The sequence below is a fragment of the Vibrio sp. A8-1 genome (genome assembly GCF_013048685.1).
Lineage (GTDB): Bacteria > Pseudomonadota > Gammaproteobacteria > Enterobacterales > Vibrionaceae > Vibrio > Vibrio metschnikovii.
Map to the genome: position 1 here is coordinate 1 of NZ_VHTC01000066.1, position 3,880 is coordinate 3,880.

3 protein-coding genes are annotated in these 3,880 nt (G+C 39.3%); all 3 read right to left on the reverse strand.

Annotated elements, in window-relative coordinates; genetic code table 11:
• Positions 1–327: 327 nt before the first annotated feature.
• On the reverse strand, positions 328–699 hold the full coding sequence (locus FKN93_RS17010) for a MazG nucleotide pyrophosphohydrolase domain-containing protein (protein ID WP_029628782.1): 372 nt from the start codon (positions 697–699) through the stop codon (positions 328–330).
• A 138-nt stretch (positions 700–837) separates the two neighbouring features.
• Positions 838–1,638, reverse strand: coding sequence for a PhzF family phenazine biosynthesis protein (locus FKN93_RS17015; protein ID WP_170905730.1), 801 nt, complete (start codon positions 1,636–1,638; stop codon positions 838–840).
• 1,537 nt (positions 1,639–3,175) lie between these two features.
• Positions 3,176–3,736 (reverse strand): hypothetical protein, encoded by a 561-nt coding sequence (locus FKN93_RS17030; protein ID WP_170905731.1) that lies wholly within the window; start codon positions 3,734–3,736, stop codon positions 3,176–3,178.
• Positions 3,737–3,880 lie beyond the last annotated feature (144 nt).

A 3,880-nucleotide genomic window follows, 5' to 3' on the forward strand; every position in this document is an offset into this window, starting at 1 on the left:
TGTCAGTTCTGAGTGAAATCATCACGTCAGTCGTTGAGAAGAAACCGTACCCGAACGTTTTTGATCTATAAACTGCACATGCTTCTTCAGGCATGGTAAGTCAAGATACCTCGGTGAACGCTTACATAAATTAGAATAGGAAAACTTCTAAATCAGACGGAATTTTCCCATTAAAATTGTTTAATTGATCTTGCTGAGGCTCAATAAAACATAACGCCCAATTAAGTAGCCCGAAACGCTACTACCAGCTTCACGCACAACGCCGTAATCACCAAACTCAACGCAAAACGAAAATGCCACGCGTTGAGGGTCTGCTTGAATTGTTTGTTATGTGTGTTGTAACGATTGTTCTCGGGCTAATTCACTTTTCTGTTTCTCTTTAACTTCATCCCACGAAATACCACTTTCAATTGCCGTTATCCTCTCATCATACTTTCGGCAAGCTCTTTCGATAATTGAGTCAAGGTTGATACCTTTTTCTTTCTGAAGTGATAGCACGGCATTCAAGTAGTCCCAAAGAACATCACCTAATTCATCTTCGAGATAACACGAACGATCTTTTGGGATCTCTTCAATAACCTCATCAACTTCTTTTTTTATTTCAACCAAATAAGTCGAAGAACCTTGATACCATGAGTTATTTTCATCGAAATTTGACTTTCTTTTTGCAATTTCTATCAATTTATCAATATGTTGCATTCCATCTCCTACGGAAACACATAACGCCCGATTAAGCAGCGAACAACGCGACTACCAACCTTCCGCATAACGACTTTATCACCAAACTACACGCATAATAACAATGCTTTGCGTTGCGAGTCTGTCTTGAATCGTTTGTTATGCAATTTTCATGCGGCCTTGAAAGACGGTTATTGCTTGCCCTGATAACTTAACTTGATTTTCACTCACTCGCTCTACGTCCACAAAACCACCTCGATTTGAGGCCTGATAACCTTTAAGATTCAATTTATTTAACTCTTTCGACCAATAAGCACACAAAGCACAATGCGCTGAACCTGTCACTGGATCTTCATTTACACCAACCCATGGAGCAAAATAACGCGATACAAAATCCACACCAGAATCTGATTTGGCTGTAACCAAAACACCACGACCTTTCAGTTTTGATAACCCACTGAAATCAGGCACAAGCTCGTTGAGAGTTGACTCACTGTTAATCACAACGAGTTGCTTATGATCAAACTCACCATAAGCGATTAAACTCGATTGCGATAGACCTAACAAATTGAGTATATCTATGTTTGAAGAGACGTTCATATCAAGGTTTGGTGATGGAAATAACAAATGAATATTATTTTCATCAAGATGAGCAGTCAAAGTACCAGATAAGGTTTGAAACTCAAGAATCTCACCAGTTTTATACATTCCCTGCTCTTTTAAAACATGAGCCACCGCTAGTGTACCGTGGCCACATAAACTGACTTCAATTTCTGGAGTGAACCAGCGTAATTGCATCGTATCAAGTGACAAAAAAGCGGTTTCCGACACCGCCATTTCTGCAGCAATTGCCAACATTGTTGCTTCATCAAGGCTAGTATCAGTAATGCAAACTCCAGCAGGATTACCCTTGAATACTTCTGATGTAAATGAATCTACCTGAAAAATTCCGACTTCCACTCAATATCCTTTTATTTATTGACGAGGTTAAATAAGTTGCATAACGCCCGCTTAAGGGGCTGACAACGCGACTACCAACTTTCCGCATAACACCGTAATCACTTAAGCCAACGCATAATGAAAATGCCGCGCGTTGGAAGTCCCTCTTGAAGCGTTTGTTATGCTTTATTACTCATTGATTACATTGAACTTTTAAAAAATTCATTTGTTCGCAGCACTTTAACTCAAAATGATAAACTTGCCTACTTTCAGCAATCATTGGTGCCGATAAGATCCCAAACAAGTTGAAGCGAAATAGCCTGCGGAATCAATGAACCAGCAACACCAAAGAAAGAGACCTTTCAGCAAAAATCGAACCTTTTACGCACACAATTTATCAGAGCAAAGCCGGAAAAAAGCGCACATTCGCCGATAAACTTGCGCTAACCAAACACTGTCAGCAAGTAAGATGTTCATGAGAGCCCAAACATGCTGAAGCGAAATAGCCGGTGGAATCAATGAGCAAGCAACACCAAAGAAAGAGACCTTTCAGCAAAAATCGAACCTTTTGCACACACAATTTATCAGAGCAGAGTTGGTCGAAAAAGCACAAGCATCGTTCAACTTTCAATAGCCACCAAAAAGGACAATAAACTTATAATATCAATAAATTAGAATAGGAAAACCTCTAAATCAGACTAAGTTTTCCCATTAAATTTATATATTGATTTTGCTGAGGCTCAATAAAGCATAACGCCCGCTTAAGGGGCTGACAACGCTACTACCAAGTTTCCGCATAACACCGTAACCACCAAAATCAACGCATAATAAAAATGCCACGCGTTGGAAGTCCCTCTTGAAGCGTTTGTTATGTTTTATTACTCATTGATTATATTGAACTTTTACAATATTTATTACTTGCGCCCACTTTAACTCAAAATGATAAACTTGCCTACTTTCAGCAATCATTGGTGCAGATAAGATCCCAAACAAGTTGAAGCGAAATAGCCTGCGGAATCAATGAGCAAACAACACCAAAGAAAGAGACTTTTCAGCAACAGTTGAATCTTTTGCGTACACAATTTATCAGAGCAGATACGGAAAAAAGCGCAAAAGTATCGATAAACTTGCGCTAACCAAACACTGTCAGCAAGTAAGATGTTCATGAGATCCCAAACATGCTGAAGCGAAATAGCCTGCGGAATCAATGAACCAGCAACAACAAAGAAAGAGACCTTTCAGCAACAATCGAACCTTTTGCGTACACAATTTATCAGAGCAGAGTTGGCCAAATAAACTCAAGCATCGTTCAACTTTCAATCGCCACCAAAAAGAACAATAAACTCATAATATCAACAAATTAGAACAGAAAACTCTTTAAATTAGACCAGATTTTCCCATTAAAATTTTTGAATTGATCTTGCTGAGGCTCAATAAAACATAACGCCCGCTTAAGGGGCTGACAACGCTACTACCAAGTTTCCGCATAACACCGTAACCACAAAAGCCAACGCATAATAAAAATGCCACGCGTTGGAAGTCCCTCTTGAAGCGTTTGTTAACTTTCTTTAAGTGCAAGCTTAGGTTTTAGCTCTTTAAAACTTTCTCGAAGTTTATTTAGGCTTTCATGATCATCAGCTATTTTTTCTCTACCGCCAACCTTATTGGCTTCTTTTATATAAACCAATGCAAATGATGCCTGTTTATACGCCTCGAATAGCTTAAAAACGATCTCGTTCTGAGTTTCATAACCAGAACCCATTTCTTCAGCCCATTCAACGATGCAACTATAAGCTCGAATATGATCACGAAACACACGAATATTGTATCGTTGCTCATTTGTAAAACTTGCCGCAACTTCAGCATAAAAGGCATCTAATACTGGAGTTGAAATAGGAGCACCGAGTGAGAACGCATAATTGTGGTTATGACCATAATTGAGCGCAGAAGATTTTGCTGTGTTCTCTCTTTGTTTAAGCAGTTCTTCCAAGTCTCGTAACTCTAGTTCAATTGCCGATTTTAGTTTCTTAGTCTTTTGCTTGCTTTTCACGTATTCGGTTAATTGAGACAGCCCCCACCCAAGTAGAAGAGCTATCAACGCAACATACAATCTATCCATTATTCCTCCTTGAAAGTTAACGCCGCGTTAAGGGGTGAGTAACGCAACGACCAACTCACCGCATTGCACTAAAAACCAATAAAATCAACGCATAATGAAAATGCTACGCGTTGCGAATCCCTCTTTAACGCCTTGTTAGCTGGT